General features: G+C 62.7%; 23 protein-coding genes. 12 read left to right on the forward strand and 11 right to left on the reverse strand.

Translation table 11 applies throughout. The features are described 5' to 3' along the window. Positions 1-82 precede the first annotated feature (82 nt). The 3 genes from I6G83_RS17790 to I6G83_RS17800 all read right to left on the reverse strand — a co-directional run bounded on the left by I6G83_RS17790 (position 83) and on the right by I6G83_RS17800 (position 5082). On the reverse strand, positions 83-2017 hold the full coding sequence (locus I6G83_RS17790) for an exoribonuclease II (protein WP_015672222.1): 1935 nt from the start codon (positions 2015-2017) through the stop codon (positions 83-85). A 175-nt stretch (positions 2018-2192) separates the two neighbouring features. Then, the gene (gloA, locus tag I6G83_RS17795) at positions 2193-2720 is read right to left on the reverse strand and encodes a lactoylglutathione lyase (protein WP_015672223.1); all 528 of its coding nucleotides are present in this window, start codon (positions 2718-2720) and stop codon (positions 2193-2195) included. A 52-nt stretch (positions 2721-2772) separates the two neighbouring features. Then, positions 2773-5082, reverse strand: coding sequence for an FdhF/YdeP family oxidoreductase (locus I6G83_RS17800; RefSeq protein WP_054304995.1), 2310 nt, complete (start codon positions 5080-5082; stop codon positions 2773-2775). A gap of 268 nt (positions 5083-5350) precedes the next feature. Here I6G83_RS17800 and dacD point away from each other — a divergent pair, with 268 nt between their 5' ends. Further along, entirely contained in the window at positions 5351-6520 is a 1170-nt protein-coding gene (gene dacD, locus I6G83_RS17805) for a serine-type D-Ala-D-Ala carboxypeptidase DacD (RefSeq protein ID WP_054304996.1), read from the forward strand. A 93-nt stretch (positions 6521-6613) separates the two neighbouring features. Continuing rightward, entirely contained in the window at positions 6614-7510 is an 897-nt protein-coding gene (locus I6G83_RS17810; RefSeq protein WP_054304997.1) for a LysR family transcriptional regulator, read from the forward strand. Between the two features lies 1 nt (position 7511). On the opposite strand, the gene I6G83_RS17815 is transcribed toward I6G83_RS17810, so the two are convergent. The 6 genes from I6G83_RS17815 to sapA form a co-directional block, all read right to left on the reverse strand. Then, entirely contained in the window at positions 7512-8723 is a 1212-nt protein-coding gene (locus I6G83_RS17815) for a CMD domain-containing protein (protein WP_054305069.1), read from the reverse strand. 206 nt (positions 8724-8929) lie between these two features. Further along, complete coding sequence (sapF, locus tag I6G83_RS17820) at positions 8930-9742, reverse strand: putrescine export ABC transporter ATP-binding protein SapF (RefSeq protein WP_054304998.1); 813 nt, start codon at positions 9740-9742, stop codon at positions 8930-8932. A 1-nt stretch (position 9743) separates the two neighbouring features. Further along, positions 9744-10736 carry a putrescine export ABC transporter ATP-binding protein SapD gene (sapD, locus tag I6G83_RS17825; protein WP_054304999.1) on the reverse strand — a complete coding sequence of 331 codons (993 nt, stop codon included), beginning with the start codon at positions 10734-10736 and terminating at the stop codon, positions 9744-9746. Continuing rightward, positions 10736-11626: a putrescine export ABC transporter permease SapC gene (gene sapC, locus I6G83_RS17830; RefSeq protein ID WP_054305000.1), complete on the reverse strand. Its 891-nt coding sequence runs from the start codon at positions 11624-11626 to the stop codon at positions 10736-10738. Before sapC ends, sapD begins: the two co-directional genes overlap by 1 nt. Further along, on the reverse strand, positions 11613-12578 hold the full coding sequence (gene sapB / locus I6G83_RS17835; protein WP_054305001.1) for a putrescine export ABC transporter permease SapB: 966 nt from the start codon (positions 12576-12578) through the stop codon (positions 11613-11615). Before sapB ends, sapC begins: the two co-directional genes overlap by 14 nt. Then, positions 12575-14230, reverse strand: coding sequence for an ABC transporter substrate-binding protein SapA (gene sapA / locus I6G83_RS17840; protein ID WP_054305002.1), 1656 nt, complete (start codon positions 14228-14230; stop codon positions 12575-12577). The genes sapB and sapA overlap by 4 nt, the downstream gene beginning before the upstream one ends. 215 nt (positions 14231-14445) lie before the next feature. Here sapA and folE2 point away from each other — a divergent pair, with 215 nt between their 5' ends. From folE2 to zigA, 3 genes are read left to right on the forward strand one after another with little or no spacing between them, the layout of a single operon-like run. After that, entirely contained in the window at positions 14446-15375 is a 930-nt protein-coding gene (folE2, locus tag I6G83_RS17845; RefSeq protein WP_054305003.1) for a GTP cyclohydrolase FolE2, read from the forward strand. Next, entirely contained in the window at positions 15365-15925 is a 561-nt protein-coding gene (locus I6G83_RS17850; RefSeq protein ID WP_054305004.1) for an LbetaH domain-containing protein, read from the forward strand. The genes folE2 and I6G83_RS17850 overlap by 11 nt, the downstream gene beginning before the upstream one ends. A gap of 10 nt (positions 15926-15935) precedes the next feature. Then, positions 15936-17123, forward strand: a complete 1188-nt coding sequence (gene zigA / locus I6G83_RS17855; RefSeq protein ID WP_054305005.1) for a zinc metallochaperone GTPase ZigA — start codon at positions 15936-15938, stop codon at positions 17121-17123. Positions 17124-17330: 207 nt separating this feature from the next. Here the strand turns inward: zigA and I6G83_RS17860 are convergent, their stop codons facing one another. Then, positions 17331-18107, reverse strand: a complete 777-nt coding sequence (locus tag I6G83_RS17860; protein ID WP_054305006.1) for an NAD(P)H-dependent oxidoreductase — start codon at positions 18105-18107, stop codon at positions 17331-17333. Between the two features lie 87 nt (positions 18108-18194). Between I6G83_RS17860 and I6G83_RS17865 the strand changes: the two genes are divergently transcribed. Further along, the gene (locus I6G83_RS17865) at positions 18195-19091 is read left to right on the forward strand and encodes a LysR family transcriptional regulator (RefSeq protein WP_054305007.1); all 897 of its coding nucleotides are present in this window, start codon (positions 18195-18197) and stop codon (positions 19089-19091) included. 2 nt (positions 19092-19093) lie between these two features. Here I6G83_RS17865 and pspF read toward each other — a convergent pair whose 3' ends face one another. Next, entirely contained in the window at positions 19094-20098 is a 1005-nt protein-coding gene (gene pspF / locus I6G83_RS17870; protein ID WP_054305008.1) for a phage shock protein operon transcriptional activator, read from the reverse strand. A 184-nt stretch (positions 20099-20282) separates the two neighbouring features. Here pspF and pspA point away from each other — a divergent pair, with 184 nt between their 5' ends. The 6 genes from pspA (at position 20283) to I6G83_RS17900 (ending at position 24471) form a co-directional block, all read left to right on the forward strand. Then, complete coding sequence (gene pspA, locus I6G83_RS17875) at positions 20283-20948, forward strand: phage shock protein PspA (protein WP_015672239.1); 666 nt, start codon at positions 20283-20285, stop codon at positions 20946-20948. A 107-nt stretch (positions 20949-21055) separates the two neighbouring features. Further along, positions 21056-21283, forward strand: a complete 228-nt coding sequence (gene pspB, locus I6G83_RS17880; protein WP_054305009.1) for an envelope stress response membrane protein PspB — start codon at positions 21056-21058, stop codon at positions 21281-21283. Then, positions 21283-21642 (forward strand): envelope stress response membrane protein PspC, encoded by a 360-nt coding sequence (pspC, locus tag I6G83_RS17885; protein ID WP_054305010.1) that lies wholly within the window; start codon positions 21283-21285, stop codon positions 21640-21642. The genes pspB and pspC overlap by 1 nt, the downstream gene beginning before the upstream one ends. Before the next feature lie 49 nt (positions 21643-21691). Continuing rightward, positions 21692-21937, forward strand: coding sequence for a phage shock protein PspD (pspD, locus tag I6G83_RS17890; RefSeq protein ID WP_015672242.1), 246 nt, complete (start codon positions 21692-21694; stop codon positions 21935-21937). 81 nt (positions 21938-22018) lie between these two features. Then, positions 22019-23416, forward strand: a complete 1398-nt coding sequence (locus I6G83_RS17895) for a YcjX family GTP-binding protein (RefSeq protein WP_015672243.1) — start codon at positions 22019-22021, stop codon at positions 23414-23416. Then, positions 23413-24471 carry a YcjF family protein gene (locus I6G83_RS17900; RefSeq protein ID WP_054305011.1) on the forward strand — a complete coding sequence of 353 codons (1059 nt, stop codon included), beginning with the start codon at positions 23413-23415 and terminating at the stop codon, positions 24469-24471. The genes I6G83_RS17895 and I6G83_RS17900 overlap by 4 nt, the downstream gene beginning before the upstream one ends. Positions 24472-24740 lie beyond the last annotated feature (269 nt).

Below are 24740 nucleotides of genomic sequence, written 5' to 3' on the forward strand. Positions count from 1 at the left end.
AAACACCGTCGGCGGCCAATAAAAAGGCCGGGCGTCAGCCCGGCCTGGTCATGTTTGTACTCCCGGAGGGGAGTGCGGAGGCTTACGCCGCCGGCTTGGCGATCACGTTGCGGGTTTCCATGCGGACTTCCGCAATGTTGACCTGCAGCGTATCGCTCTGGCGGTAAACCACTTCGCCTTTCACCTGCACGCTGCCGGTATCCTGGCTGCACACCAGCTCATCGCGCACCGCATGGATAAACGGCGCCGGGATAAAGGCGACCGCGCCGTTATCCAGCAGGCGTACGCGCAGGCCGCCGCGCGTCACGTCGATAATCTCCGCATTGAAGCGGGTATCGGTGCCGGCTTTGTCCTGCAGGAAGCGGGCATACAGCCAGTCGCCGACGTCGCGTTCCGCCATGCGGTTGGCGCGGCGGCGTTCCGCCAGCTGCAGCGTCATGGCGTCCTGCGGTTTTTCCGCCGGCTGGCCGCTGATGATCGCTTTCAGCAGGCGATGGTTGACCATATCGCCGTATTTACGGATTGGCGAGGTCCAGGTGGCGTAGGCTTCCAGCCCCAGGCCAAAGTGCGGACCTGGCTCGGTGCTGATCTCCGCAAAGGTCTGGAAACGGCGGATGCGGCTGTCGAGGAACTGGGTCGGCTGGGCGTCCAGATGACGGCGCAGCTCGCAGAAGCCGTCCAGCGTCAGCAGCTTGCCGGCATCGGCTTCCACGCCGTTGGCCTGCAGCACGGTGACCGCCTGCTCAACCAGCGCCGGGTCGAAGCCGTTATGCACGTTGTAGATGCCGAAGCCCAGGCGGTCGCGCAGCACGATGGCGGCGCAGACGTTGGCGGCGATCATGCACTCTTCCACGATGCGGTTGGCGATGCGGCGCTGCTCGGTGATGATATCCAGCACTTCGCCTTGTTCGCCCAGCACGAAGCGGTAGTCCGGCCGGTCCTTGAACACCAGCGCATGCTGGTGACGCCAGGCGCTGCGCGCGGCGCAGACGCGCTGGAGCAGGGTGATCTGCTGTGCGATGGCGTCGCTTGGCGGCTGCCAGTCGCCGATGCCTTCCAGCCAGTCGGAGACTTCGTCGTACACCAGTTTGGCTTTCGATTCGATCTCGGCGGCGAAGAAGTGAATATCGTCGCCGAGCGCGCCGTCGGCGGCGAGGGTGACGCGACAGGCCAGCACCGGACGGCGCTCATTGGCGCGCAGCGAGCACAGGTTGTCGGACAGATCGCGCGGCAGCATCGGGATATTGAAGCCCGGCAGGTAGTTGGTGAAGGCGCGGACGCGGGCGATATCGTCCAGCGCGCTGCCCTCGTCAACAAAGGCGGTCGGATCGGCGATGGCGATGGTCAGCTGCAGCGTACCGTCGGCGTTCTCCTGCACCAGCAGGGCGTCGTCCATATCCTCGGTGCTGGCGCTGTCGATGGTGACGAAATTCAGCGCGGTCAGATCTTCACGCGGCAGCGCGTCGTTTGGAGCGTGGGTTGCCGCCATCTCCGGCGCTTCTTTCTCCAGATTGTGGCGCGCCAGCGTCACCCACCACGGCACGAAGTGGTCATCGGCGTGGGTGATGTACTGCGTCAGTTCGGCGTAAAAGGTGCGGTCGCCCTTGAGCGGGTGACGGCGCATCTCGGCCACCGCCCAGTCACCGGCCTGGAAGTCGTGGCTCAGGCCGCGCGCGGGGCGGCACTGAATGGCGTCCTTCAGCAACGGATGGTCCGGCACGATCGACAGGCGGTCGTCCTTTTTCTGCACCCGGCCGACAAAGCGCGTCAGGAACGGCTCGACCAGCGAGTCCGGCTCGGCGATTTCACGCTCTTTTTCCGTATGCAGCGTGGCGACGATGCGATCCCCGTGCATGACTTTTTTCATGTGCGGCGGTGGGATGAAATAGCTCTTTTGACCGTCTACCTCAAGAAAGCCAAAGCCTTTCTCAGTACCTTTTACCACGCCTTCAACGCGCGGGGTCTGAGAGTGAAGTTGCTGTTTAAGCTGCGCCAGCAGCGGGTTATCTTGAAACATATCGTCCAGTGAATGGGTTGTGAGTGGCAAGATTTGCGGCTGACAGTTTTACGCGAATCACCCGCTGCGGGCAAGCCTGACGTCACGCTTTTCCCGGCCGGGCGGGCTATTTTTGCCCATTCTGCGGGCGAGGGGGAAAGCGTCCCGGCCGTGTGGGGCCGGGACGGCGGGGCCGTTATGCCTGCAGCGGCGTCGGCTGCAGGATCTCAATCCAGTAATCGTCCGGATCTTTGATAAATGCCACGTAGTTCATCCGCCCTTCGTGCAGGCGTTTCTGGAAGGTGACGCCCATCTGCTCAAAACGCTCGCAGGCGGCGCGCACGTCCGGCACGGTGACGCACAGGTGGCCGAAGCCGCGCGGCTCGCCGTTGCCGTTATGGTAGCTGAAGTCCGGCTGCGTTTCTGTGCCGTGGTTGTGCGTCAGCTCGAGGATCCCCGGCTGGCTCAGCGCCCACTGTTTGCGCTGCTCGTCGTCCTGCGGGATCTGGTCGCGCGGTACGCGGGCCAGATACACGATGGTGAACGCCGCTTCGGCGAAGTCTTCTTTGTACACCGGCGTAAAGCCCAGCACGCGGGTATAGAAATCCAGCGCTTTGCTCAGATCCTTTACGCGGATCATGGTGTGGTTAAACACATAGCCGTCGGTGGCGTTTTCCGGCTGGGCAGTAACGCCCGGCAGGTTTAATAAATCGTTCAGAGGCATCGTTTTTCTCCTTGCTGCCTGATCTGTGACGCTGTGCCGAGTATACCCTGTCTTACAGGAGGCGTGTGCCCGACGGTAACATCTGGCAACGTCTGATAACAACCGGAACGGATTTCGAGGTCGGCGTGCCGGTTTCGTCGCCAAAGCTCGACAGCGGCACCAGCGGGTTGGTTTCCGGGTAGTAGGCCGCCAGGTTGCCGCGCGGAATGGCGTAGCTGACCAGTTTGAAGCCGCTGACCCGGCGGGTAATGCCGTCATGCCAGCGGGTCTCAATCTCGACGTGCTCCCCCTCGCTCAGCCCCAGCTGCGCCAGATCCTCCGGGTTGATAAACAGCACCTCGCGCTGGCCGTACACGCCGCGGTAGCGGTCGTCCAGCCCGTAAATGGTGGTGTTGTACTGGTCGTGGGAGCGCAGCGTCTGCAGGGTGAAGGCGTCCGGCGCGCCGTCCTCCGCCGGCGAGCGCTGCGCCGGCAGCGGGGCGGCGCTGAACTCCGCCTTGCCGCTGGGGGTGGCGAAGCGCAGTTCGGCGGCGGCGTTGCCCAGATAGAAGCCGCCGGGGATCTCACAGCGCTGGTTAAAGTTGTCAAAGCCGGGCAGCGTGGCGGCGATATGCTCGCGGATCAGGCCGTAATCCGCCGCCAGCGCCTGCCAGTCGAGACGCTGGTTGCCCAGCACCGCGTCGGCGATGCCGCAGACGATGGCGGTTTCCGAGCGCTGGGTCGTCGCCAGCGGCGGGCTGATGCCCTCCGACGCATGCACCATGCTGAACGAGTCCTCCACCGTAATAAACTGCGCGCCGCCGGCCTGAATATCCTGTTCGGTGCGTCCCAGCGTCGGCAGGATCAGCGCATCGTTACCGACGTACAGGTGGCTGCGGTTCAGCTTGGTGCTGATCTGCACCGTCAGCGCGCAGTTTTGCAGGGCGCGGGCGGTGCGCTCGCTGTCCGGCGCGGCGGCGGCCAGATTGCCGCCGAGCGCCAGCAGCACCTTGACCTCGCCGCGCAGCATCGCCTCAATGGCCTGCACCGTGTTATGGCCGGGCTGGCGGTTGGGGCTGAAGTTAAAGTGTTGCGCCAGGCTGTCGAGCAGCGCCGCCGGCGCCTTCTCGTCGATGCCGACCGTGCGGTTGCCCTGCACGTTGCTGTGGCCGCGCACCGGGCACAGGCCGGCGCCCGGCTTGCCCAACTGGCCGAACAGCAGCTGCAGGTTGGCGATCTCGCGCACCGTCGCCACCGAGTGTTTGTGCTGGGTAATGCCCATCGCCCAAGTGCAAATCACCCGTTTGGCGCCCTGATAAATCGACGCCGCCTCGCGCAGCTGCGCCTCGCTCAGGCCGGACTGGGCGACGAGCGTCTCCCAGCGGCAGGCGTCAACCTGCGCCAGATAGGCGGTGACGCCGACGGTATGCTGCTCGATAAACGCCATATCAAACAGCGGCGGCAGGCCGTCCGCCAGCTGCTGACGGTGGGTTTCCAGCAGCGCCTTCACCATGCCGCGCACCGCCGCCATATCGCCGCCCAGTTTCGGCTGATAATAGGCGGAACTGATGGACGTGGCGGCCGGCGTCAGCATCTGCAGCGGGCTTTGCGGGTCGGCGAAGCGCTCCAGCCCGCGCTCGCGCAGGGTATTGAAGCTGACGATGCGCGCGCCGCGGTCGGCCGCCTGCTTCAGGCTGTGCAGCATGCGCGGGTGGTTGGTGCCGGGGTTCTGGCCAAATACGAAGATGGCGTCGGCCTGATTAAAGTCATCCAGGCGCACGGTGCCTTTTCCGACGCCGATGCTCTGTTTCAGCCCGATGCCGCTGGCTTCGTGGCACATATTGGAGCAGTCGGGAAAGTTGCTGGTGCCCAGCATGCGGCCGAACAGTTGATAGACGTAGGCCGCTTCATTGCTGGCGCGGCCGGAGGTATACAGCTCCAGCTGCGACGGGTTGTCCAGGCGCGCGATATGCTGTGCGATCAGCGCGAAGGCCTCTTGCCATGAGACAGGGCGGTAATGGTCGCTGGCGGCGTCGTAGCGCATCGGATGGGTCAGCCGCCCCTGATATTCGAGAAAATAGTCGCTCTGGCGGCGTAGCGTGCTGACGCTGTGGGCGGCGAAAAACGCCGGCGTCACCGCCTGACGGGTGGCTTCCCAGCTGACCGCCTTGGCGCCGTTCTCGCAAAAGTTGAAGGTACTGTGGCTGTCATCGCCCCAGGCGCATCCCGGGCAGTCGAAACCGCGCGCCTGATTGACGCGCAGCAGGTTGCGGATATTTTTCAGCACCTGCTTGCTGTCGCGCAGGTAACGGGTGGTGGAGGCTAATGCGCCCCAGCCGCCGGCCGGTGAGGTGTAGGGTTTGATTGCAGGTTTGAATTTCATCTTATTATTCGCCGCAGGTGTTTGTAATGAAAAGGTGAAATTATTTTTAAATATTTGCTGATGATCGGCGCCAGTGTAGGCAGACGCGCGGTGGGCGTCTAATAAACTGTGCCAATGGCGCCATAGACGCGGTTTATTACCGGGCGGGAGTAACGCATACAAATGGTTGCACTCTGTTATCTGCTGCAAAAGACTGGCGATTCCGCTGCCGCGCCGTTTGGTGCAGTCTAGCCCGGCTAAAATAGAATGATATGAAGAGGATATATTTGTGAAGCCTAGTGTATTGGCCGTTGTATGTGGAATGTTACTGCCGCTGGCAGCCCAGGCGGCGGCAGCGCCGGCGCAGAGTGTGGCGCTGACTCCGCCGGCAATCGATGCGGCTTCGTATGTCCTGATGGACTCGGTGACCGGCCAGATCCTGGCGCAGGATCATGCCGATGAGCGGCGCAACCCCGCCAGTCTGACCAAACTGATGACCGGGCTGGTGGTCGACCATGCGCTGGACCAGCATAAAATCAGCCTGGACGACGTGGTGACGGTGGGTCAGGACGCCTGGGGCGCCGGCAATCCGGTGTTCAAAGGCTCTTCGCTGATGTTTTTAAAACCAGGTGACAGGGTCACGGTGCGCGATCTCAGCCGCGGCATTATTATCGACTCCGGCAATGACGCCTGCGTGGCGATGGCTGACTACGTAGCCGGCAGCCAGTCGGCCTTTGTACAGCTGATGAACCAAAAAGCGGCGCAGTTGGGGCTGAAAAACACCCACTTTGAAACGGTGCACGGCCTGGATGCGCCGGGGCAGTTCACCACCGCCGGCGACCTGGCGCAGATAGCGCGGGCGATCATCCTGAGCGAGCCGGAGGAGTACCATATGTACAGCGAAAAATCGCTGACCTGGAACGGCATCACCCAGCAGAACCGCAACGGCCTGCTGTGGGATAAAACGCTGCACGTCGACGGCCTGAAAACCGGCCACACGGCATCGGCGGGCTTCAACATTATCGCCTCCGCGACCGAGGGCAACCGCCGGATGATCGCGGTGGTGATGGGCGGTAAAAGCTCGAAGGGGCGTGAAGAGCAGGCGCGTAAGCTGCTGACCTGGGGGCTGCGTGACTTTGACACCGTTCAGGTGTTCAAGGCCGGCGCCGCGCTGGGTAATGAGGCGGTCTGGTACGGCGATAAATCGCAGGTGCAGGTGGGCGTCAGTCAGGATCACGTCCTCAGCCTGCCGAAAGGCGAGATGGAGAAGCTGAAAGCCCAGTATGTACTGAATGACAAGCGTCTGGAAGCGCCGCTGAAGGCGGGACAGACCGTCGGGGAAGTGCGCCTCAGCGACAACGGCCGGCAGCTGGCGACGCTGCCGCTGGTGGCGCTGCAGCCGGTGAATCAGGGCGGCGTCTTCTCACGCCTGGCGGATTACGTCAAACTCAAACTATAACGCCTCCCGCCCGGGCCCGGCTGACGCAGTGCGGGTCCGCTTTTCGGCGCTTAATGATATACTGATTTCAGAAATCATCATCCGAGCAAATTAATGGATATTAAGCAGCTGATTTATCTGTGTAACCTTGAGCGCGAACGCCATTTCGGCCGGGCGGCGGAAGCCAGCTTCGTCAGCCAGCCGACGCTGTCCATGCGGCTGAAAAATCTGGAAAAAGAGCTGGGCGTGGCGTTAATCAACCGCGGCAATAATTTCGAAGGCTTTACCGCCGAAGGCGAGCGCGTGCTGGCCTGGGCGCGGGAAATCGTCTCGGTGTATCAGGGGCTGAAGCTGGAGGTGGCGTCGCTCAAGCACGGGGTGAACGGCACGCTGGTGATTGGCGCGGTGCCGCAGTGCAGCATCACGCTGGCGCAGCTGCTTAAATCGGTCAGCGCCAAATTTCCGCAGTTGGACTTTCGCGTCTCGGTGCTCAGCGCCGATCAGCTGCTGGAGGCCCTGACCGCCCATACGGTGGATATCGGCATCGGCTTTTTCGAGCTGCAGACGCTGCACGAGCTGCATTTTCAGTCGCAGCCGCTGGAGGACAGCGGCATCGATCTGCTGTTCCATCCGCAGCATTTCCCGCAGCTGGTGGGGGATGCGCCGCTGACGCTGCACGAGGTGGCCGCGCTGCCGCTGTGTCTGGCCGAGCCGTCGCGCTACTTCCGCCGTTATATCGATCAAAATTTCCGCGAAGCCGGGCTAACGCTGCATACGCGGCTGGAAACCAGCTCGCTGCTGCAGCTGGTGCAGGGGATTTTCGTCGGTCTGGGCTGCGGCATCTTCCCGCGCGGCAATTTACTGCCGGAAATGACGCCGCAGCTGCAGCGGCGGCCGATCGCCATTGCACCGATGTCGCGCCACGCGGCGGTGGTGATTGCCGAGCCGGGCCGGGCGACGCCGTTGGCCCAGCACTTCTTTGACGCCGCCAAGAGCTGGCTGCTGCAGTAAACTACGCGTCTTCTTGCTGCGCGCCGGCGGCCAGGGTATCGCCCAGGCTATAGCGCAGACGGTTTTCCCAGGCATACAGCGCGCTGGTCAATATCAGGTCCAGCGCCTGTGCCTGCGTCACATCCTGCTGAAACAGCGGCTGTACGCTGTGCGGGGTAAACTTTTCCGGGCTGCGGGTTAACGCGCTGCTGACCTGAATCACCGCCTGTTGCCGGGGCGTCGCGCGCTGATAGCCGTCGTCGATGCTGTCGCACAGGGCGTGCACCAGCGGCGGGTGCTGCAGATCCGCCGCTACGCCGGCGGCGCAGTAACGGCTGCCGTTGATGCGCGAGGCGCAGAGCGCCGCCAGCGCCATCAGCCGGCCGTTCTCTTCATCATTATTGCCGCCATGAATACCGTTAAAGACGCCGTTGCGCTCGCGCAGGGCGGCGGCATCGTGGGCCAGCAGCAGGTAGTAATCCTCCGTACGCGCGTCCGGGTGGCTCTGGTCCAGCACGTCCAGCTGTTCGGCCGCCGCCTCGGCGGGCTGCAGCGGCGCCAGGCGTGCCTGCCAGATTGGCGGGCGTTGGTCGAGGCGCAGCGGCTCGGCGTCCTGCTGGGTGGTGAAGCCCGGCGCCACCGCCGCGGGACGGCCCGCCAGCGCGGCGATGCCGGCGACCACCCGCGCCTGATAGCTGACAAAGCCGATTATCTGCACGAAGGAAACGATATCCGCCACGCTCAGGCCGACGTCGCTCAGCTGCTGCAGCGCCTTACGGCAGATCAGCGTGGGCTGGGTGGCAAGCTGGCGGGCGTATTGGGTGATTTGCGCTAGGCGGATATTACTTTCACGGGAGGCGTCGGGGCTGTCGAGCGGGGCGAGGCGGGCGGCGTAGTGGCTACACAGCGACTGCACGCCGGTGACCTGCGCCACCGTCAGCGCGGTACAGAGGCGATCGTAGGGTGACAGTGTCACGTGGCGCGATAGCGCAACCTGCTCGGGAAACAGCACGTGACAACAGGCCAGCGAGGCGCCAAACACCGGCGCGCGGGCGATCAGCGCCTGATTCAATGCCGGGTCAGTGAACTCGCCCAGCCCCAGTAAAAAGCGATCGCGTATCAGAGCGGCCTGCGGCTCCAGCGGCAGATAGCCGCGTACGCTGCGCTGGGTCTCATGATACCACTGGCTATTGTGAGGTTGGCGCGGTTGTTCCCTGAGGCGTGGACTCGTCATCAGTGAGATATCCTGTTGTTTAATCAACTCAACGTAGGGATATCTTCACTGATTCGAATAGCGAGATAAAATAATGTTACGTGCTAATCAATAACTGAAGGGAATAAAATATAAGGATATATCACAAAAATGTAATTTGTATTTGCGCCTGACGCATAAACCGCGCGCCGTCCGGGCGACGCCGAGGCCGCCCGGACGTGTGGCCATCAGCGGCCGCCGCCGTCGCGCCGCCAGGCGTCGGCGGTCAGGGCCTCGCCGAAGTGGCTGGCGATCAGCCGCTTGGTCAGCTCGTGCAGCGGCGCCGCCAGCACCTCGGCGGTGCTGCCGCGTTCGACGATTTCCCCCTCATGCATCACCAGTACCTGATCGCTGATATGCTTCATCATCCCCAGGTGCTGGGTGACGTAGATGTAGGAGATGCCGTGCTTCTCCTGCAGTTCCAGCATCAGGTTGATGATTTGCGAGCGCATCGACATATCCAGCGAGGCCAGTGCCTCATCGGCGACGATCACCTTCGGCTGCAGGATCAGCGCCCGCGCCAGCGCCACGCGCTGTTTCTGGCCGGAGGCCAGCATATGCGGGTAATAATAGGCGTGGTCCGGCAGCATGCCGACCTGGCGCAGCGTCTGGTTGATGCGCCGCTCGCGCTCCAGCGGTTCCAGATCGGTATTCATCCGCAGCGGGGCGTCCAGGATCTGACCGATGCGCTGACGCGGATTGAGCGAGGTGCTCGGATCCTGAAAAATCATGCGGATGCGCTGGCTGCGGTAGCGGTAGTCGCCGTAGCTCAGCGGATGGTCGTCGATCAGCAGTTCGCCGGCGCTTGGCTCCACCATGCCGGACAGCATCTTCGCCAGCGTGGACTTGCCCGAACCGTTTTCACCGATAATCGCCAGCGTCTGGCGCTCGCGCAGGGTAAAGCTCACCGACCTGACCGCCTCGACGTGCTGGCGACGGAACAGACCGCTGCGGTAGCGGTAGGTTTTGCTCAGGTTGCGCACTTCCAATAGCGTTTCCATCTCACTGTTCCTCCATATTGAGCGGGAAGTGGCAGGCGAACAGGTGATTTTTCACCGCCCGCAGGCGCGGGGTTTCGATGCATTTTTTCTGCGCGTAAGGGCAGCGCGGCCCCAACCGACAGCCGATGGGCAGGTGCTCCAGCGAGGGGATCGCCCCCGGCAGGGTATTGAGCCGGCTTTTGTGCGGCAGCGAGCGGCCGAAATCCGGCATGGCGCGGATCAGCGCCTGGGTATACGGATGGTGCGGCGCCGCCAGCAACTCCTCGCAGCGGGCGCTTTCCACCGTCTGGCCGCAGTAGAGCACGTTAACCCGGTCGGCCCATTTGCTCATCATCTGCAGGTCATGGCTGATCAGCAAAATGGTGGTGTTGTTGTTTTGATTCAGCCGCGCCAGCAGGCGGAAAATCTGCGCCTGGGTGGTGGGTTCCATCGCATTGGTCGGCTCATCGGCGATCAGCAGGCGCGGCTGGTTGGCCAGCGCGATGGCGATCATCACTTTCTGACACTCGCCCTCGGTCAGTTCATAGGGAAAACTGCCCAAAATGTCGTCATGATCTTTAATGCCGACGCGGTGCAGCAGCTCAATCGCCCGGCGACGCCGCCAGTTAAAGCGTTGCCACCAGCGGCCTTTATAGGTCCAGCCGGGGATCGCCTGCGCCAGCTGCCGGCCGATGCTTTCCGACGGGTCGAGACAGGACTGCGGCTCCTGGAAAATCATCGAGACGTTGTGGCCCACCAGTTTACGGCGTTCGCGCGGCGTCAGCTGCAGCAGGTCGATGTCGTCAAAGCGCAGGCGGTCGGCGGTGACGCGCCAGTTGTCTTTGGTGACGCCGCAGATCGCCTTGGCGATCAGGCTCTTGCCGGAGCCGGATTCGCCCACCAGGCCGCGCACTTCACCTTCGCTCAGCGTCATGCTGACGCGGTCCACCGCCTTGACCGGCCCGTCGGCGGTCATAAATTCAATCGTCAGATTGCGGATATCGAGCAACGGCATTATTCCACTCCCGCATTGATGGCGCGGCGCATGCCATCGCCCAACAGGTTGATCAGCAATACGCTGATCAGGATGGCGGCGCCGGGCAGCATCACCGCCCAGGGGGCGACGTACACCAGCTCCAGCGAATCGCCGAGCATGGCGCCCCATTCCGGCGACGGCAGCTGCGCGCCGAGGTCGAGGAAGCCGAGCGCGGCGATATCGAGGATCGCCATCGACAGCGCGCGGGTGAATTCGGTCACCAGCACCGCGGCGATATTGGGCAGCACCGCATACCACAGGATCTGCAGGGTCGAGGCGCCGTCCAGCCGCGCCGCCACCACGTACTCTTTTTCCAGCTCGTCATGCACCGCGCTGTAGATGGTGCGCACCATGCGCGGCAACAGCGCCAGCCATACCGCCAGCATGGCGTGCTCCAGTTTCGGGCCGATAAACGCCACCACCACGATCGCCAGCAGCAGCGAAGGGATCGACAGCAGGGTGTCGAGAATATGGTTCAGCACCGCCGAGCGCAGGCCGTGGGTCACGCCGGCCAGCACCCCGAGGATCACCCCGAAGAAGGCGGCGCCCAGCGTCACCACCAGCGCCGAGCCGAAGGTGGCGGTGGTGCCGGTCAGCAGACGGCTCAGCAGGTCGCGTCCCAGATCGTCGGTGCCGAGGAAGAACGAGACGTTGCCGTAGCGCGACCAGGAGGGCGGCAGCAGCTGATAGCCGAGGAACTGCTGATCGAGCGCATAGGGCGCCAGCAGGCTGCCGAACAGCGACAGCAGCACCAGCGCAATCACGCCGTAGAAACCGATCATCGCCAGCGCGTCGCCGTAAAAGATCCGCCAGGTATAGCGCAGCGGGCTCGGCATTTTCTTTTCGCGGTATACGTTATCGAAGGGCATACCATTCCTTATGTTTCAATGGGTTGGTTGCCGCACCCAGAATATCGGCCAGCACGTTGATGGTGATGACCAGTGAACCGACCAGCATCACGCCGGCGGAAATGGCGGCGTAATCCTGCTGACGGATGGCGTTAATCAGCCAGCGGCCCAGCCCCGGCCAGCTGAAGACCACCTCGGTGATCATCGCCAGCGTCAGCATAGTGGAGAACTGCAGCCCCAGCTTCGGGATGATCGGCGGCAGCGCGTTGTGCAGCACGTGCCGGCGGATAATGGTAAAGCGCGACAGGCCGCGGGTGGCCGCCGCCTTGATATAGTTCTGGCCGAACACCTCGTCGGTGCTGATGCGCATCAGCCGCACCACTTCGGTGGTCGGCGCTACCGCCAGCGCGGCGATCGGCAAAATCATATGGCGCAGCGCGCTGGCGATCATCTCGCTGCGGTACGGCGAGTCGGACAGCCAGGCGTCGATCAGCGCAAAACCGGTGACTGGCTGCACCTGATACAGTAGATCGAAGCGGCCGGAAACCGGCAGCCAGCCCAGATGCAGCGAGAAGAACAGCATCAGCAGCAGCGCCAGCCAGAACACCGGCATGGAGAAGCCCAGCAGCGCAAAGGTGCTGATGGCGGTATCCTGCCATTTGCCGCGCATCACGCCGGCGATAATGCCGAGCGGAATGCCGATAAACAGTGCCAGGGCAAAGGCCAGAATGCACAGCTCCATGGTGGCCGGGAACACTTCGCGCAGCTGTTCGCCGATCGCCTGGCCGTTAATGCTGGACACGCCGAAGTCCCAGTGCAGCAGACTGGTGAAGTAAAACTGGTAGGCGTCCCACAGCCCGGCGCCGCTCAGCGGTGCGTGCGGGGTGAAATAGCTCAGGCTGAAGCCCACCAGCGTCAGGAAAAACAGGGTGATAATCAGCAGCAGACAGCGGCGCAGAGTAAAGATAATCACGGTTTTTCTCCCTCCGCCGTTTCACGATACACGCCGGCGAATGACGCGTTGCCGAAGGGGCTGAGCACCAGCCCTTTAATATCATAACGGTAGGCCTGCAGGCGCAGCGATGACGCCAGCGGCAGCACCGGCAACTGCTGCTCCAGAATTTTCTGCGCCTGGCGGTAGCTTTCGATGCGCTGCGCCAGCTGTTGCGACAGCAGGGCGTTTTGCAGCGTTTCATCAAAACCGGGGTCGCACCAGTGAGCATAGTTGGTTTGCGAGCGGATTGCCGCGCAGCTCAGCAGCGGCCGGAAGAAGCTGTCCGGGTCGTTACTGTCGGTGGCCCAGCCGGTCAGGGTGAGATCGTGGTTCATCTCCATCAGCCGCGCCTCCTGGAAGCGGCCCTCTACCGGCACGATGGTCACGTGCACGCCGACCTGGCCCAGATCGGCCTGGATCAGCTCTGCGGTTTTCAGCGGGCTGGGGTTATAGGACTGTGAAGCGGTCGGCACCCACAGCTTCAGCTGCAGATTATCGACGCCGGCCTCTTTCAGCATGCGGCGCGCCTGCTGCGGATCGTAGGCGGTGACGTGCGCGTCGTTGTCATACGCCCAGGAGGCGCGCGGCAGAATCGACGCGGCGGTTTCGGCGGTGCCGTAGTAAATCGACTGCATCAGGCGCTGGTTGTTGATCGCCAGCGCGATCGCCTGCCGCACCTTGAGATTATTGAACGGCGGCTTGCGGGTATTGAAGGCCAGATAGGCGATGTTCATCCCCGGGCGCAGCGTCAGGCGCAGGCGTGGGTCGTCGCGCAGAATGGAAAGCTGGCTGGCGGCCGGATAGGCCAGCACGTCGCATTCGCCGGTCAGCAGTTTCGACAGCCGGCCGGTGCCGCCGGCGCCGAGATCGATCACCACCTGCGCCATGCGCGGCTCGCCTTTCCAGTAGGCTTCGTTGCGCGCCAGGCGGATATATTGCCCGGAGCGGTATTCATTCAGCAGGAAAGGCCCGGTGCCGACCGGCTCGCGGTCGATCAACTGCTGGTCGCCCGCCTTGCTCAGGTTATCGGCGTACTCCGCCGACAGCACCGGCGCATAGTGGGTGGCCAGATGCCACAGGAACGAGGCGTCCGGCGCCTGCAGGCGGATCTCGACGGTGTAGTTGTCGAGCTTTTTCACGCTCTGCACCGAGTCGGAGAACTGCAGACTGTCGAAGTACGGGTAGTCGCCGCCGTTGACGTCGTGGTACGGGTGCTTGTGGTTAAACACCCGCTCAAAGCTGAACACCACATCGTCGGCGTTCATCTTGCGGGTTGGCGTAAACCAGGCGGTGTGCTGGAACGGCACGTCCTTGCGCAGGTGGAAGCGGTAGGTGGCGCCGTTGTCCAGCACCTCCCAGCGCTGCGCCAGCTCCGGAATCAGCCGGTAGGTATAGGGGTCAACGTCCAGCAGGCGATCGTACAGCTGCGCCGCCAGCGTATCGACCGTCAGGCCGCTGCTGGCCATCTGCGGATTAAAAGTGTTCAGGATGCCGTTGACGCAATAGACAAAACCGCTGCGATGCACGTCCGGCAGGGGCGCCGGCGCGTTGGCGGCGGGCGCAGCCGCAGCGGCGGCCAGCAGCGAATTGCCGAGGCATAACGACAGGATCCAAATGGGTAAACCACGCATAGAGGCTTCATGGGTTAATAAGCGATAGCGTTAGTGTACCGTACTCTGGCGAACTGCCCAATTCTTCAGATAAAAACGTCGATTTTTCTGCGGCTTGATTGAGCAACCTGCCTGCCGGCGGCGCGCAGGCGGGGAAAAAAAGTAAATTGTTATGTTATAACATATCTATTTCATGTTACCGTTTTCGCCTGGTTACCAACAACTGCAGGGGAAATATGGGAAACACGGCCATGGCTTACCGGCAGCCGCTGCCGGACGTGCAGAGCGGGCGCGGCGAGCTGAGCGATATCGCCCTTGACTGGGTGGGCATGCAGGGCATTGCGCTGCCGCTGGAGGTGGCGGGGCGTCCGTTCAATGCCGAAGTAAGCGTCGGCGTCAGCGTCTGCGCCAACCGCGACGGCGCGCGCGGCATTCATATGTCGCGTTTGTATCTGACGCTGGATGCGCTGACGCAGGGCGAACTGACGCCGCGGCGCATCATCAATACGCTGGCGGCGTGTTTACAGTCGCAAACTGCGGACAGCGAGCGGGTGCGGCTGGAGATCGGCGGCGAGCTGCTGCTGTCGCGTGCGGCGCTGCTCAGCCCGCAGCGCGGCTGGAAAAGCTACCCGCTGCACATCAGCGCGACGCTGGAGCGCCGGCCGATGCTGACGCTGCAGGTCGGCGTGCCTTATTCATCGACCTGCCCGGCGTCGGCGGCCCTCAGCCGTCAGGCGGCGCAGCAGCAGTTTCTGGTGGATATCGAGACGGATGACGGGGCGCTCGAGGTGCAGCAGGTGTTTGACTGGCTGGGCGCGCACGGCATGCCGGCGACGCCGCACAGCCAGCGCAGCTGGGCGTGGGTGACCGTGACCCTGTCCGGCGATGAAAAAGTGCTGCCGGCGATCTCGCTGATCGACCGCATCGAGCAGGCGCTGGGGACGCCGGTGCAGACGCTGGTCAAGCGTCAGGACGAGCAGGCGTTTGCGCTGGCCAACGGCCGCAACCTGATGTTCTGTGAAGACGCCGCGCGCCGTCTGCATGACGCCTTGCGCCGCGCCTGCTGCTACCGCGCCTTCAGCGTGCGGGTGGAGCATCAGGAGAGCCTGCACGCCCATAACGCGGTGGCCCAGTTGAGCTGGCGGGAGGGCGCGGATGCTGCGTAAAAATCCCAGCGGCCATCTGCCGCAGGTCTCCGCCAAAGCCTATATCGATCCCACCGCGATTATCTGCGGGCGGGTGATTATCGGCGATTACGTTTACGTCGGACCTTACGCGGTGATCCGCGCCGATGAGCTGAACGCCGACGGCGATATGGCGCCGATCGTTATCAGCGCCCACGCCAATATTCAGGACGGCGTGGTGATCCATTCCAAAAGCGGCGCGGCGGTAACCATCGGCAGCTACAGCTCCATCGCCCACCGCGCCATTGTGCACGGGCCGTGCCGCATCGACGAGCGGGTGTTCGTCGGCTTTAACAGCGTGCTGTTCAACTGCCACCTGCGCCGCGGCTGCGTGGTGCGCTACAACGCGGTGGTGGACGGCGTGACGCTGCCGGAGCAGTGCTATATCCCCTCCACCGAGCGGGTCGGCGCGGACTGCGACCTGTCGCGCTACGGCCGGGTCGATCGCGACGCGCTGCAATTTTCTGAAGAGGTGGCCGCCACCAACGTCGAACTGGTGCGCGGCTATCAGGCATTACGCAATGAATTTTAGGGAGACGGCCATGCAACCACTGCCGGTTACGGTACTGTCCGGTTTTCTCGGCGCCGGTAAAACCACGGTGCTTAACCATATACTGAACAACCGCCAGGGCATGCGCGTGGCGGTGATCGTCAATGATATGAGCGAGGTGAATATTGATGCTGCGCTGCTGACTAATGAAATCACCCTCGACCGGCAGCAGGAAAAGCTGGTGGAAATGAGCAACGGCTGCATCTGCTGCACCCTGCGGGAGGATCTGCTGGTATCGGTGCGTGAGCTGGCGCAGGCCGGGCGCTTCGACTACCTGCTGATCGAATCCAGCGGCATTTCGGAGCCGCTGCCGGTGGCGGAGACCTTTACCTTTGAGGATGAGGCGGGTGAGAGCCTGTCGCAGTTTGCCCGGCTGGACACGCTGGTGACGGTGGTGGACGGCGTTAACTTCCTGGCTCAGTACCAGCAGGCGGCCAGCCTGCAGGAAGTCGGACAAAGCCTGGGGGAGGATGACCTGCGCAGCGTGGCGGACCTGCTGATTGAACAGATCGAGTTTTGCGACGTGATACTGGTGAGTAAAACCGATCTGCTGACGCCGCAACAGCTGGCGGAGGTCACGGCGGCGCTGGCCAGCCTCAATACCGAAGCAAAAATTATCCCGATCGCCCCGGGCACGCTGCCGCTGGACGAGGTGCTCAACACCCGTCGCTTCAGCTTTGAACGGGCGCAGCGCGCGCCCGGCTGGCTGAAGGAGCTGCGCGGCGAGCACCTGCCGGAAACGGAAAACTACGGCATCAGCAGCTTTGTCTACCGCGCCCGTCGGCCGTTTGCGCCGGACAGGTTCTACCGCCTGATTAACGGCGACTGGGGCGGCGGCAACCTGCTGCGTTCGAAAGGCTTTTTCTGGCTGGCGACGCGGCCGCAGCACGCCGGCCAGTGGAGCCAGGCCGGCGGCATTGCCCGCTATGGCCTTGCCGGGCTGTTCTGGCGCGCCATCCCGCAGGAGAAGTGGCCGCAGGACGATGAGACGCGGGCGCAGATTCTGCAGCGCTGGGTCGAACCGTTCGGCGATATGCGGCAGGAGCTGGTGTTTATCGGCCAGCACCTGCCGCAGGCGGAGATCGTGCGTCGGCTGGATGCCTGCCTGCTGAGCGATGCGGAGATGGCGGCGGGAGTGGAGTACTGGAGGGAGATGGCCGACCCGTTCCCTGCCTGGTAATTGCACAATGTTGCTATGGAGATGAGAAAAATTCTCAATAAAAAGCTTTACAGCTGATATTGAGAACCATTATCATCAGCTGGTCGTTCACGGAAGGCCGCTCCCTGCGGCACAGACGTGAAAGGCACGACATTGCTCACATTGCTTCCAGTATTATTTTTCAAGCCAGCTCGGGTGCTGGCTTTTTTTTTGCCTGTCGATCCCTGTTTATTCACGATGCACGCCAAATCCACTTTGCCCCGGGGCGAGATCCGCGCGCAGCGTCAGCGCCGGGATCTCATAGTCGCCGCCGTTCTGCCGCCGGAACGGAATCGGCGGCGTATGCGCCAGGCCGTCGAGGCGCTGCGCCAACTGGTTGCGCAGCTCGGTAAAGCGCTCGTCATCCATACGGTCGCTGCGGTAGATCACCTGCGGCGGCAGCACCGCGAAGCCGGGAAAGTGCAGAATACCGTGCTGAATCGGGAACAGAATATCCTCAATCGGTCCGTTGATGCCGCGCGCGGCGTAGTGCGACTCCCAGCCGCCGACGGTGACGATCAGCATGGCGCGCTTGCCCGCCAGCGTGCCTTCGCCGTAGCGGTCGCCCCAGCGTGCGTCAGAGTGTTCCCCCACGCCATAGGCAAAGCCGTTGGCGTAGACCCGATCCACCCAGCCTTTCATGATTGCCGGCATCGAGAACCACCACAGCGGAAACTGCAGAATCAGCACGTCCGCCCAGAGCAGTTTTTCCTGCTCGGCGGCGATATCCTGGCTCTGCGTGCCGTTGGCGAACGCCCGCTGAGAATCCAGCGACGGGTTAAACGGCGCGTCGGTCTGGGCCGCCAGATTATCGTCGGCGTCGAGGAGGCTTTTCCAGCGCATGGCGTACAGATCGGAAACCTGCACCTGATGGCCGGCCTCCCGCAGGTGGCTGACGGTAAAGTCTTTCAGCGCGCCGTTCAGTGAATGCGGCTCCGGGTGGGCGTAAACCAGTAGTATCTTCATGCTGTACTCTCCGTGATGGTCAGAGACTGCAGAGTAGGCGCCGCTGAGGTATATTAGAAATTAATTTCAGATATTCCAGGTATAAGCATGGATAATTTCAAGCGGCTGGATCTTAACCTGTTGGTGACGCTGGACGTGCTGCTGGCGGAAAATAACGTTACCCGCGCCGCGCAGCGGCTGCATGTGTCGCAGCCAGCGGTGAGCGTTCATCTGGCCAAGCTGCGCGAGATCTTCCACGACCCGCTGCTGCTGCCGGGGCCACGCGGCATGCGGCCGACGCAGCGCGCCCTGGCGCTGCGCGAACCGCTACGGCAGGCGCTGGCGACGCTGGAGCAGGCGGTGCAGCCGGGCAGCCCGTTCGATCCGGCGCAGGCCAGCCACACTTGGCGGGTGGCGGCGTTTGACTATGGCGAATCGACGATTCTGTTGCCGGCGCTGCGCACGCTGCGTCAGGCCGCGCCGGGCAGCCGGCTGGCTGTGATGGAGGTTGCGCCGGCGCAGATAGCCAGAGGGGCGGAAAACGGCGATATCGATCTGGCGCTGCACACGCTGGACGATGCGCCGCCGGGGCTGCGGCAGCGGCGGCTGTTCAGCGAACGCTATGTGCTGGCGGGCCGTGCCGGGCATCCGGCGCTGGCGGCGCCGCTGACGCCGGCGGCGTTCAGCGCGCTGGAGCATGTGATGGTATCGCCGGACGGCGGCGGTTTTTACGGCGTGACCGATAAAACGCTGGCGGAAGCGGGGCTGTCGCGCCGGGTGGTGCTGTCGGTGCCGCATTTTCTGTTTGCCATTTCGGCGCTGCTGGCCAGCGATCTGGTGGCGATGCTGCCGGAACGGCTGGCGCGCGGCAATCCCGCCCTGCAGGTACAGGAAGCGCCGCTGGCCGTACCGGGCTTCGAGATGGTGATGTTATGGCATGAGCGCAGCCACCGCGATCCGGCCCACCAGTGGCTGCGGGCGCACATTATGGCGTCGCTGGCGTAACGCTAGGCGGACGGCTCCTCGCCGGGCTGCAGCGCATGTTTTTTCAGCATGCCGCGCAGCTGGTGGTAGGTCAGCCCCAGCAGTTCCGCCGCCTTGCGCTGATTAAAACGCGCCTGGCGCAGCGCCTGTTCCAGCAGCCGTTTCTCCTGTTCGTTCTGCCAACCCTTCAGATCCAGCGGTAGCGTCGGGCCGCCGTTCGCCTGCGGTTCTGCCGCCGGGGTAGCCGCCGGCGCGCTTTGGGCGAACGGGTTGATCACGATGCGGTCCAGCGGCTGCTCGCTGCTGCCGTGGCGGTACACCGAGCGCTCGACCACGTTTTTCAGCTCGCGCACGTTGCCGGGCCAGCCGTAGCCGAGCAGCGTCTCGCGCGCATGGGCGGTAAAGCCGGGGAACAGCGGCAGCGCCAGTTCGCGGCACATCTGGATAGCGAAGTGCTCCGCCAGCAGCATGATGTCCTGCTGGCGCCGGCGCAGCGGCGGCAGCTGCACCACGTCAAACGCCAGCCGGTCGAGCAGATCGGCGCGGAATTTGCCGGCCGCCGCCAGCGCCGGCAGATCGTCGTTGGTGGCGCACACCAGGCGCACATCCACCTGCAGCGGCTGGCTACCGCCCACGCGTTCGAGATGGCCGTATTCAATCACCCGCAGCAGTTTTTCCTGCACCAGCATCGGCGCCGTCGCCAGTTCGTCGAGAAACAGCGTACCGCCGTCGGCGCGTTCAAACCGCCCCAGATGGCGCTTCTGCGCGCCGGTAAACGCGCCGGCCTCATGGCCGAACAGTTCGGAATCCAGCAGGTTTTCATTCAGTGCGGCGCAGTTGAGGGAGATAAACGGCCCCTGCCAGCGGTTGGACAGATAGTGCAGGCGGTGGGCGATCAGCTCCTTGCCGGTGCCGCGCTCGCCAATCACCAGCACCGGTTTGTTCAGGGTTGCCAGCTGCGAGACTTGTTCCAATACTTCTACAAAGGCGTTCGCTTCGCCCAACAGGGGTTCGATCTGCTCGCTCATGATGAAATTCGCCAATAGTTGGTGAAAATAATCACTTTACAGCATGGTGCGGCAGAGTCAAAAATAAATAATCCTTTAATTTCAGTGAAATAAAAGTTGGCACGCATTTTGATTATATCTTGGCGTCCGCAGTATGACTTACGACGGCGCTGAAGACGCCACTGACACCAAGAGGAAGTGAATTATGGGTATTTTTTCTCGTTTTGCCGACATTGTGAACGCCAACATCAATACGCTGCTGGATAAGGCGGAAGATCCGCAGAAGCTGGTGCGTTTGATGATTCAGGAGATGGAAGACACGCTGGTTGAAGTGCGTTCCACCTCGGCGCGCGCGCTGGCGGAGAAGAAGCAGCTGCTGCGTCGTATCGAGCAGGGTGAGAAACAGCTCGACGACTGGCAGGAAAAAGCGGAGCTGGCGCTGCGCAAAGATAAAGAAGATCTGGCGCGTGCGGCGCTGATTGAAAAACAGAAAGTGTCCGATCTGATCGCCACCCTGAGCCAGGAAGTGGCGACGGTGGAAGAAACCCTGAGCCGGATGAAGAGCGAAATCGGCGAGCTGGAAAGCAAGCTGACCGAAACCCGCGCACGCCAGCAGGCGCTGATGCTGCGCCATCAGGCGGCGTCTTCCTCCCGCGAGGTGCGTCGTCAGCTCGACAGCGGCAAGCTGGATGAGGCGATGGCGCGTTTCGAGCAGTTCGAGCGCCGTATCGACCATATGGAAGCGGAAGCCGAAAGCGTCAGCCTGGGGAAAAAGAAAACCCTGGATCAGGAGTTCGCCGAACTGAAGGCGGATGACGCCATCAGCGAGCAGCTGGCGGCGCTGAAAGCCAAGATGAACCGCTCAGAGTAACCGTTTTGCGGCCGCCCGGCGGCCGCCGTCCGATATCCGATAACAGAACCCCGGCGTGCCGACGCCGCAGCGCGACGTCCGGCAGGCGGGAATAACAAGGAGTTGAAATGAGTGCGTTATTGTTAGCCATTCCATTGACGATTTTTGTGCTGTTCGTCGCCCCGATTTGGCTTTGGCTGCATTACAGCAATCGGCAACAGAACGGGATCCAGCTGTCGCATCAGGAAATGCAGCGGCTGACGCAGCTGACGGCAGACGCCAAACGCATGCGCGAACGTATTCAGGCGCTGGAAGAGATCCTGGATGCCGAACATCCGAACTGGAGGCAGTCCTGATGGCAAATTTGTTGGGCAGTAAAAAACTGTATCGCGTGCCTGAAGAGGGCATGGTGAAGGGCGTTTGCGCCGGTCTGGCGCACTACTTTGACGTCCCGGTACGTCTGATCCGCGTGATGGTAGTGCTGTCGATGATTTTCGGCCTGTTTTTCTTTACCGTCGTCGCCTATTTCGCCATGGGCTACCTGCTGGAAGCGGCGCCGGCGAGCCGTTTTGACGGCGAACATCAGCGTACGCCGCGCCAGCTGCTGGATCAGCTGGAGTATGAACTGGGCAGCGGCGAGCGTCAGCTGCGCCAGGTTGAGCGCTACGTGACCTCGGATACCTTCGGCGTACAGAGCCGTTTTCGTCAGCTGTAATTGACGGTTGCCGCCCGAGCGCCGCCGTCACCTTGGCCGGAGGGCTGTTATGACCAGAGCAAACCACGCCGCCAACGGCGGCAAATCCGCCACTTTCCAACGAGGAGCTGGTGCAATGTTGAAGAGATTGTCTAAAGTCATCATCATAGCGTTACTCAGTTACGGCCCGGCGGGGGCCACCTCATGGCTGCTGAGAACCGTCAGCCGTAAACCGCTGCGCCTGCTGTTGGCGATGGTGCTGGAGCCGATGTTCCGCAAGGGGCTGAATAAGGCATTCGGGCGTTATACCCGCTGAGTCGCAGGCTGCCTTGGGCGGTGGACGACGCAGCCCCGCCGCAGCGCTGAGTGATTTTGGGTATTTATGCCAAGGAGAAGAATGAAACGATTAAAAAATGAATTAACCTCGCTGGTCAACCGCGGTATGGACCGCCACCTGCGTCTGGCGGTGACCGGCCTGAGCCGCAGCGGGAAGACCGCCTTTATTACCGCGCTGGTTAATCAGCTGCTGCACGTTCACAGCGGCGCGCGGCTGCCGCTGTTTTCGCCGGTGCGTGAAGAGCGCCTGCTGGGGGTAAAACGCATCCCGCAACGCGATCTCGGCATTCAGCGTTTTACCTATGATGAGGGGCTGGCGCAGCTGTACGGCACGCCGCCGACCTGGCCGACCCCCACCCGCGGCGTCAGCGAAATTCGCCTGGCGCTGCGCTACCGTTCCAACGACTCCCTGCTGCGCCATTTTAAAGAGACCTCGACGCTGTATCTGGAGATCGTCGATTATCCGGGCGAATGGCTGCTCGACCTGCCGATGCTGGAGCAGGACTATCTGGCCTGGTCGCGACAGATGACCGGGCTGCTGCAAGGCGACCGCGCCGAATGGGCCAAACCGTGGCTGACGCTGTGCAACGCGCTGGATCCGCTGGCGCCCGCCGATGAAAACCAGCTGGCGGCGATCGCGCAGGCCTACACCGATTATCTGCTGCGCTGCAAGGCCGAAGGGCTGCACTTTATTCAGCCGGGACGCTTTGTGCTGCCGGGCGATATGGCCGGTGCGCCGGCGCTGCAGTTCTTCCCGTGGCCGAACGTCGACGCCGGCAGCGAATCGAGGCTGGCGCAGGCTGACAAGCACACCAACATCGGCATGCTGCGCGCCCGCTTCGGCTATTACTGCCAGTCGATCGTGAAGAACTTCTACAAAGAACACTTTGTGCGCTTTGACCGCCAGATCGTGCTGGTGGACTGCCTGCAGCCGCTCAACAGCGGGCCGCAGGCGTTTAACGACATGCGTCTGGCGCTGACGCAGCTGATGCAGAGCTTCCACTACGGCAAGCGCACGCTGTACCGCCGCCTGTTTGCGCCCACCATCGACAAACTGATGTTTGCCGCCACCAAGGCCGACCATATCACCGCCGATCAGCACGCCAATCTGGTGTCGCTGCTGCAGCAGCTGGTGCAGGAGGCCTGGCAGAACGCGGCGTTTGAGGGCATCAGCATGGACTGCGTCGGGCTGGCCTCGGTGCAGGCGACCGAGAGCGGCATGGTGGATCATCAGGGCCAGCGCATTCCGGCGCTAAAAGGCAACCGCCTGTCGGACGGCGCGCCGCTGACGGTTTTCCCCGGCGAAGTGCCGGCGCGCCTGCCGGGACCGGCGTTCTGGCAGCAGCAGGGGTTCCACTTTGATGAATTTCGTCCGCGCGCGATGAGCGTGGACAGCCCGTTGCCGCATATTCGTCTGGACGCGGTGATGGAGTTTTTGCTGGGAGATAAAGTGCGATGAGCGAGCCGATAAAACCGCGGATCGATTTTGAAGAGCCGCTGCAGCCGCCGCAGGAGCCGACGCTGCGCGCCGGCATGGCCTTTGATCAGCAGCAGGCGGATAACTTCTTTCCCGCCGCGCCGGAGCTGGAGCAGGAAGAAGAAGAAGGGCGCGTTGAAGGCATCGTCAATGCGGCGCTGAAGCCGAAGCGCAGCCTGTGGCGCAAAATGGTCACCGCCGGCCTGACGCTGTTCGGCGTCAGCGTGGTGGCGCAGGGCGTGCAGTGGGTGCATCAGGCCTGGCTGCAGCAGGATTGGATCGCGCTCGGCGGCGGCGTCGCCGGCGGTTTGATCGTCGGCGCCGGCGTCGGATCGGTGGTGGCGGAATGGCGCCGCCTGTATCGCCTGCGCCAGCGCGCCGAAGAGCGCGACGAGGCGCGGGAGCTGCTGCACAGCCACGGGCTGGGCAAGGGGCGAGAGTTCTGCGAAAAACTGGCGCGCCAGGCCGGGCTGGATCAGGGGCATCCGGCGCTGCAGCGCTGGCAGGCGTCGCTGCATGAAACCCAGAACGACCGTGAGGTGGTGGCGCTGTACGCGCGGTTAGTGCAGCCGGTGCTGGATAACCAGGCGCGGCGTGAAATCAGCCGTTCGGCGGCGGAGTCGACGCTGATGATCGCCGTCAGCCCGCTGGCGCTGGTGGATATGGCGTTTATCGCCTGGCGTAATATCCGGTTGATCAACCGCATCGCCGCGCTGTACGGCATCGAGCTGGGCTATTTCAGCCGCATCCGCCTGTTCCGTCTGGTGCTGCTGAACATCGCGTTCGCCGGCGCTTCGGAACTGGTGCGCGAAGTCGGGATGGACTGGGTGTCGCAGGATCTGGCGGCTCGCTTGTCCGCCCGCGCCGCGCAGGGCATCGGCGCCGGTCTGCTGACCGCGCGTCTGGGCATCAAGGCGATGGAGCTGTGCCGGCCGCTGCCGTGGCTGGAGGACGACAAGCCCAAACTGAGTGATTTCCGCGGCCAGTTGGTTGGTCAGCTGAAGGACGTGATGAAAAAGGGCGATAAGAAAGCCTGATAATCCCGCCGCCGCACCGCCCGGTGCGGCGTTTTCCCGTACGGCGTAAGCCGGCGTTGACGAAAGAACATCCTGCTGTAATTTCGTGATAATTATCCAAAAATAATCTCAAGGCCATGATAAATATCTGACAATAAGCTAAAATGACGCGGATGGTGTTATTCATTTGCGCTTAGAATCAATAACCACAATGATAAATCAGCGTTCTGTCAACTTTTGCTGACAGAACGTTTCTTCTGTCCGGGATGAGAGAGTATGATGAGCGCCAC

Origin of the sequence: Serratia rubidaea (assembly GCF_016026735.1) — a bacterium.
GTDB classification, from domain to species: domain Bacteria; phylum Pseudomonadota; class Gammaproteobacteria; order Enterobacterales; family Enterobacteriaceae; genus Serratia_B; species Serratia_B rubidaea.

Bases quoted from the DNA above. Each gene is read 5' to 3' on its own strand.
- sapD (WP_054304999.1), bottom strand. From the start codon at position 10,736: ATGCCGTTGCTCGATATCCGCAATCTGACGATTGAATTTATGACCGCC.
- I6G83_RS17865 (WP_054305007.1), top strand. From the start codon at position 18,195: ATGGATAATTTCAAGCGGCTGGATCTTAACCTGTTGGTGACGCTGGAC.
- I6G83_RS17850 (WP_054305004.1), top strand. From the start codon at position 15,365: ATGCTGCGTAAAAATCCCAGCGGCCATCTGCCGCAGGTCTCCGCCAAA.
- gloA (WP_015672223.1), bottom strand. From the start codon at position 2,720: ATGCCTCTGAACGATTTATTAAACCTGCCGGGCGTTACTGCCCAGCCG.
- sapA (WP_054305002.1), bottom strand. From the start codon at position 14,230: ATGCGTGGTTTACCCATTTGGATCCTGTCGTTATGCCTCGGCAATTCG.
- I6G83_RS17815 (WP_054305069.1), bottom strand. From the start codon at position 8,723: ATGACGAGTCCACGCCTCAGGGAACAACCGCGCCAACCTCACAATAGC.
- pspD (WP_015672242.1), top strand. From the start codon at position 21,692: ATGACCAGAGCAAACCACGCCGCCAACGGCGGCAAATCCGCCACTTTC.
- I6G83_RS17860 (WP_054305006.1), bottom strand. From the start codon at position 18,107: ATGAAGATACTACTGGTTTACGCCCACCCGGAGCCGCATTCACTGAAC.
- pspA (WP_015672239.1), top strand. From the start codon at position 20,283: ATGGGTATTTTTTCTCGTTTTGCCGACATTGTGAACGCCAACATCAAT.
- I6G83_RS17895 (WP_015672243.1), top strand. From the start codon at position 22,019: ATGAAACGATTAAAAAATGAATTAACCTCGCTGGTCAACCGCGGTATG.
- I6G83_RS17900 (WP_054305011.1), top strand. From the start codon at position 23,413: ATGAGCGAGCCGATAAAACCGCGGATCGATTTTGAAGAGCCGCTGCAG.
- I6G83_RS17790 (WP_015672222.1), bottom strand. From the start codon at position 2,017: ATGTTTCAAGATAACCCGCTGCTGGCGCAGCTTAAACAGCAACTTCAC.
- sapC (WP_054305000.1), bottom strand. From the start codon at position 11,626: ATGCCCTTCGATAACGTATACCGCGAAAAGAAAATGCCGAGCCCGCTG.
- zigA (WP_054305005.1), top strand. From the start codon at position 15,936: ATGCAACCACTGCCGGTTACGGTACTGTCCGGTTTTCTCGGCGCCGGT.
- I6G83_RS17810 (WP_054304997.1), top strand. From the start codon at position 6,614: ATGGATATTAAGCAGCTGATTTATCTGTGTAACCTTGAGCGCGAACGC.
- folE2 (WP_054305003.1), top strand. From the start codon at position 14,446: ATGGGAAACACGGCCATGGCTTACCGGCAGCCGCTGCCGGACGTGCAG.
- pspF (WP_054305008.1), bottom strand. From the start codon at position 20,098: ATGAGCGAGCAGATCGAACCCCTGTTGGGCGAAGCGAACGCCTTTGTA.
- pspB (WP_054305009.1), top strand. From the start codon at position 21,056: ATGAGTGCGTTATTGTTAGCCATTCCATTGACGATTTTTGTGCTGTTC.
- I6G83_RS17800 (WP_054304995.1), bottom strand. From the start codon at position 5,082: ATGAAATTCAAACCTGCAATCAAACCCTACACCTCACCGGCCGGCGGC.
- pspC (WP_054305010.1), top strand. From the start codon at position 21,283: ATGGCAAATTTGTTGGGCAGTAAAAAACTGTATCGCGTGCCTGAAGAG.
- sapF (WP_054304998.1), bottom strand. From the start codon at position 9,742: ATGGAAACGCTATTGGAAGTGCGCAACCTGAGCAAAACCTACCGCTAC.